Raw genomic sequence first — 6,128 nt, 5'->3', positions numbered from 1 at the left:
TTTCAGATTCTAATGAAACCCCATTCCTATCGGAATGGGGTTTTTTGATTTGGAAGAATTTTAAATGCAAGCAATTAGTAAAAATGCAAAAAGAGAAATTAGTAGATATGACTCGTGGTCCAATTGGCTCACAAATTGTTCATTTTACTTTACCATTAATTATTGGTAATTTTTTTGTCTTGACTTATAATGCAGCTGATTCTGTTATTGTAGGGCGTTTTGTAGGAGCTGAAGCTTTGGCTGCAATAGGTGCTGCGAGTCCTGTTATGAATGTTTTACTTTTTTTGATTATTGGAATTTGTTTAGGAATGTCAGTGTTAATGGGACAGTACTTTGGTGAACAAAATCTTGTTAAACTGAGACGAGTCATTTCTACTTCATTAATTTCAGGAGGTTTGTTTACCTTTTTATTAGTTATTTTTGGTTTTATCTCCTCTAGAAAAATACTTTTCTTTTTAAATACTCCAATAGAAATTATAGATGATGCTACTTCTTATCTTCAAATTATTTTTATAGGTCTTATTTTTACTTTTATATACCATATTTATGCTTCGACTTTGAGAAGTATGGGGAATTCCAAGGCTTCACTTTATTTTTTGATTGCTTCTGCGGTGCTTAATATAGTTTTAGATATTCTTTTTGTTGCAGTTTGGGAAAAAGGAGTGGATGGAGCAGCATGGGCAACAGTTATTGCCGAAGCTATAGCTGCTTTTTTATGTGTTTTGTATGTTCGGTTTTATATTCCTATTTTAAGGTTTGAGAGAAAAGATTTTGTGTTTGATCGCAGTTTGTTCCGAATCATTTTTAGTTACAGTTCTGTTACAGCGATGCAGCAAATCACATTGCATCTGGGAAAATTTTTAATTCAGGGAGCTATAAATCCTTTGGGGGTTGTTACTATAGCTGCTTTTAATGCCGTAAGTAGAATAGATGATTTTGTGATGATTGTTCAACAAAATATCGCTCACGGTACTACTGGTTTTATAGCTCAGAATAATGGAAAAGGAAATTTTAGTCGGATTCGGAAAGGGTTTTTGACAGGATTGAAAATGGAAGTGATTTACACAGTACTAGTTTCTGTAATTGTATTGTTTTTTTCACGAGAACTCATTTCGTTATTTATGGGAAAAGAAGAATTAGAAGTAATTGAAGCAGGAGAACAATATTTAAAAATAATGATTTTATTGTATCTTTTACCAGGAATTACGAATCTGATTCAGGGCTATTTTAGAGGATTAGGGAAGATGAAAATAACTTTGAATGCTACCTTTACTCAAATGGCAGGAAGAGTTATTGCCGCTTATTTTTTAGCTCCGCACTTTGGGATTAAAGGAATTGCTTTGGCTTGTTTAGTGGGATGGATTTTTATGTTGTCTTATGAATCTCCGTTATTTTATAAGTCATGGAAACAAAGCAAATAGTTGTATTATTTATTGTTTGCGTTAGGGATGGAAGCGGCATCCTTTTGTGAGAGCAAAATTATTCTGGATTACTATTTAGTTTCCTAACAAAAGATAAAGCGTACAGCCCGACCTTGTTGCAGAACAAAACCGAATGCTTTACGAAAAAGTTCCGCAACAAGGAAACGCCATAAAAAAAGAGCTTAACTTAAAGCTAAACTCTTTCTTTATTCGGGTATTTTGTTGAAGATTATTCCTCTTCATTTTCTTCCATAGTGTGATACACGTTCATTACGTCATCATCTTCTTCAATTTTTTCGATTAGCTTTTCAACATCGGCTACTTCAGCAGCTGAAAGCTTTTTAGTAATTTGAGGAATTCTTTCAAAACCTGAAGAAAGAATTTCGATATTTCTGTTTTCTAATTCTTTTTGAATGGTTCCAAAGCTATTAAAAGGTGCATAGATTAAAATTCCATCTTCGTCTTCAAAAACTTCTTCAGCACCAAAATCAATCAATTCTAATTCTAATTCTTCGGCATCCAGACCTTCTTTTGGAATTCTGAAGTTACAAGTATGGTCAAACATAAATTCTACCGAACCTTGTGTTCCCATAGTACCATTACATTTGTTGAAATAACTACGAATATTAGCTACTGTTCTGTTATTATTGTCAGAAGCAGTTTCAATCAAAATTGCAATTCCGTGAGGAGCATATCCTTCGAATAAAATTTCTTTATAGTTGGCTGTATCTTTGTTTGTTGCATTTTTGATAGCGCGTTCTACGTTATCCTTAGGCATATTAGCCGCCTTTGCATTTTGAATAACCGCTCTCAATCTGGAGTTTGCTTCAGGATTTGGTCCGCCCTCTTTTACGGCCATTACAATATCCTTACCAATTCTAGTAAATGTTTTGGCCATTGCAGCCCAACGTTTCATTTTTCTTCCTTTTCTAAATTCGAATGCTCTTCCCATTTCTGATTATTTTTTAACGATGCAAAAAATTATAATTATTTTGTTTTTTTCTAAGTTTTAGTTTTTATAAAATGGCATTTTTACCACTTTAGCAGGAACATCTTTTTTTCTAATTCGAATAAAGATCTCGCTGTCAACTGCACTATTTTCTATGCTAACATATCCCATACCGATTCCTTTGTTTAAAGAAGGCGACATGGTTCCTGAAGTTACAATTCCGATGTTATTTCCATTGGCATCTACAATTTCGTAATCGTGTCTTGGTACGGCACGTTCCTGCATTTCAAAACCAATTAGTTTTTTAGTTACTCCAACTTCTTTTTGTTTCTTCAAATTATCTGAATTAGTGAATTCTTTATTGAATTTTGTAATCCAGCCCAATCCTGCTTCTATAGGCGAAGTGGTATCGTTAATGTCGTTTCCATAAAGACAGAATCCCATTTCCAAGCGCAAAGTATCACGAGCGGCTAAACCGATAGGTTTGATTCCAAAAGGAGCTCCAGCTTCAAAAACTTTGTTCCAAATTTGTTCTACCTGATTATTTTTGCAATAAATTTCAAAACCTCCAGCGCCAGTATATCCCGTAGCCGAAATAATTACATGTTCAATTCCTGCAAAATCACCTACTACAAAATTGTAATATTTTATGGCTGATAAATCTACTGAAGTCAATGATTGTAATGCTTCAATTGCTTTTGGGCCTTGGATTGCCAATAAAGAATAGTCGTCAGAAAGGTTTTTCATTTCAACGCCTAAATCGTTTTGAGCTGAAATCCAATCCCAGTCTTTATCAATATTGGATGCATTAACCACTAATAAATACTGCTCGTCTTTGATTTTGTAAACCAATAAATCATCAACAATTCCTCCTTCATTATTCGGTAAACAAGAATATTGGACTTTTCCGTCGGTTAATGTAGCGGCATCATTAGAAGTTACTTTTTGAATCAACGCTAAAGCATTTGGTCCAGAAAGTAAAAATTCCCCCATGTGCGACACATCAAAAACACCAACAGCGGTACGAACCGTTTCGTGTTCAGCATTTATTCCCTCATAAGTTATAGGCATATTGTATCCAGCAAACGGTAGCATTTTTGCTCCCAAAGCTTCGTGTATGTGCGTTAGCGCAGTATTTTTCATTCTGATTTTGTGTAAATTTTGATGGCGCTAATTTATTGCTTTTATTTTGAGTAGCAAAGTAAGTTTACAGCGAATAAAACAACTTCATTTTTTAAGAAAATAATTGATAAAACCCATTTTCTATTTGCTTAAATAAGGCTAAATTAGAGGAAACTATTCAAAAGCAGTATCTATGATAACTTCTATTCCAATTGATAAGAATGAAATTCTAAAGTTTTATAAGCCAATAGCTGTGGACACACACAAAGGGATACAGGGACATGCTTTACTTATTGGAGGAAGCTATGGCAAAATAGGAGCGGTTTCTTTGTCATCGAAAGCGGCTTTGAAATCAGGTTGCGGATTAGTAACTGCTTTTGTTCCAAAATGCGGTTATGAAATAGTTCAAACATTTATTCCCGAAGTAATGGTTTTGACCGATGTGAAGAAAAAATACATTTCGAATATAAATTTTGATTTTCAACCCAACGCCATCGGAATTGGTCCTGGAATAGGACAGCACGAAGCGACTCAAAAGACTTTTTTGAAATTGCTGAAAACTAATACCCTTCCTTTAGTAATTGATTCGGATGGATTGAATATTTTATCTCAAAATAAATCGTGGTTTCTTCTTTTTCCATCAAGAACTATACTCACGCCTCATCCAAAAGAATTAGAACGATTGATAGGAGAATGGAATTCGGAAGAAGAGAAATTCGAAAAAGCCATTTCTTTTTCATTGCAGTACAATGTGATTATAGTAATGAAAGGCGCTCCAACGCATATTATTGATGGAGAAACCATTTATAAAAATACAACTGGGAATCCAGCTTTGGCCACTGCCGGAAGTGGCGATGTGTTAACGGGAATGATTAGCAGTTTTTTGGCGCAAGCCTACAAACCCATTCAAGCGGCTGTTTTAGGAGTGTATTTACATGGATTAACTGCTGATATTGCTTTGCCCAAAACAGGTTTCCAATCGTTTATAGCTTCGGATAGTATTGATCATCTTGGGGAAGCTTTTTTGAGTTTGGAATAAATAACAGAAAGGTAAAAAGTTTAATACAATTTTGATGGAATGAACGATTATATTAATTCTGAGTTTTTCACAAATTAACTTAGTAACTGTTTAAGTTTTTTATAATTATTTTTTTATGAATTATTTCCCGCTATTCTTTATTAAATTTAACCCGTTGGGTGAAATTGTTTTTGTATATTAAATTTTCGTCAGTTTGAGTGAATTTTCAGAAAACGCGACAGCTTTTTCGGAAAATTTGTATCGAGAACAAGAAAATATTGAATAGAAAACGGTTCTCGATACATTTTTCGCTTCATTTCATTACGCAAAAAACACTACCATTGACGTTTTTGATAATTTCACCCAACGGGTTAAATTTATTCAAAAATAAGTTAGTTAATCTCTCAAAATTTGCCTTGCTTATCGAAAAATATTTTTCTAAAAATAAGTATATAAAATTTAAACAGTTACATAGTTTTTTTATGATTTGTGGATTAATCTTTACTAAAAGTAATTTGAATTTTTCATGAAAACATTCAGAATTACTATTAGTCTTTATAATAAGATTATAATTTATTTTTTTGATAAATTATTATTTAATTTTAAATACACGATTCTCTTCAAGAAGTTCGCTTACTACTGAATCCGCCTATTTTGATTGAATTATGCACAAAAAAATCCCTGAATGCGTATCGCATTACAAGGACTCTTCTTATGCAAGATAATTTAAAATCAACTTTTATAGGTTACACCCAAATCTTCGATAGAAAATTCCTCTGTCAATAGCTGTAATAATTTATCTCTTAATTCAATATATTTAGGTGTTTTTACAAACTCAATTTTATTTCTTGGTCGGGCTAGATCCACATGCACAATTTCTCTGATTGTTGATGCGGGACCGTCATTTAATACCACAATTCTGTCCGATAAAAATAAAGCTTCTTCGATGTCGTGGGTAATCATAATAATGGTTTTATCACGATTATTAAGATTCCATAATTTTAAAACTTCCAGTTGCATAGAACTTTTAGTAAAAGCATCAAGAGCTCCAAATGGTTCGTCTAGTAATAAAACTCCTGGATTAATGGCAAAAGCTCTAGCGATTGCCACACGTTGTTTCATTCCTCCTGACAATTGTCCCGGTAATTTATCCCGGTGTTGTAATAAATTGACCATATCCAGATTGTAATCTACAATTTCGTGTTTTTCTTTTGTCGAACAATCCATTACGGAGTCCACTGCTTGAAAAATATTTTCGTGAACTGATAACCAAGGCAAAAGTGAATAATTTTGAAAAACTATTCCCCTGTCAGGACCAGGACCTTTAATGGTTTTTCCGTCTAGCGTAACTGTGCCATTAGTTGGTTTTAACATTCCTGCTACGGCATTCATAATAGTAGATTTACCGCAACCAGAATGACCAATTATAGATACTATTTCTCCTCTATTTATAGATAAGTTAATGTCTTGTACTGCTGTATATTTTCCTTTTGGGGTTGGAAATGAAATCTCCAAGTCTTTGATTTCTAAATAGCTCATAATTTTTTAAATTTAAATTGTTAAAAGATGGAAGATGGGTTTGGGAAGTTGGTTGTTGGACATCCATCTGGACTTCCCG

General features: G+C 33.4%; 5 protein-coding genes. 2 read left to right on the top strand and 3 right to left on the bottom strand.

Translation table 11 applies throughout. The annotated features are described in order from the left end of the window. On the top strand, positions 1-1,421 hold a 1,421-nt coding region (locus AAGV28_RS08415), incomplete at its 5' end, for an MATE family efflux transporter (RefSeq protein WP_373406370.1). A gap of 229 nt (positions 1,422-1,650) precedes the next feature. Here the strand turns inward: AAGV28_RS08415 and AAGV28_RS08410 are convergent. Together AAGV28_RS08410 and gcvT are read right to left on the bottom strand one after the other, a co-directional pair. Then, entirely contained in the window at positions 1,651-2,373 is a 723-nt protein-coding gene (locus AAGV28_RS08410; protein ID WP_373406369.1) for a YebC/PmpR family DNA-binding transcriptional regulator, read from the bottom strand. 57 nt (positions 2,374-2,430) lie between these two features. Continuing rightward, positions 2,431-3,513 carry a glycine cleavage system aminomethyltransferase GcvT gene (gene gcvT, locus AAGV28_RS08405; protein WP_373406368.1) on the bottom strand — a complete coding sequence of 361 codons (1,083 nt, stop codon included), beginning with the start codon at positions 3,511-3,513 and terminating at the stop codon, positions 2,431-2,433. Between the two features lie 172 nt (positions 3,514-3,685). Between gcvT and AAGV28_RS08400 the strand changes: the two genes are divergently transcribed. Next, positions 3,686-4,531: an NAD(P)H-hydrate dehydratase gene (locus tag AAGV28_RS08400; protein WP_373406367.1), complete on the top strand. Its 846-nt coding sequence runs from the start codon at positions 3,686-3,688 to the stop codon at positions 4,529-4,531. A 711-nt stretch (positions 4,532-5,242) separates the two neighbouring features. On the opposite strand, the gene AAGV28_RS08395 is transcribed toward AAGV28_RS08400, so the two are convergent. Beyond that, positions 5,243-6,049 (bottom strand): ABC transporter ATP-binding protein, encoded by an 807-nt coding sequence (locus tag AAGV28_RS08395; RefSeq protein WP_373406366.1) that lies wholly within the window; start codon positions 6,047-6,049, stop codon positions 5,243-5,245. Positions 6,050-6,128 lie beyond the last annotated feature (79 nt).

Source organism: Flavobacterium zubiriense (assembly GCF_041729725.1).
Lineage (GTDB): Bacteria > Bacteroidota > Bacteroidia > Flavobacteriales > Flavobacteriaceae > Flavobacterium > Flavobacterium zubiriense.
The sequence above is the reverse complement of the archived record's forward strand: the minus strand, read 5'-3'. Positions and strand labels throughout refer to the sequence as shown.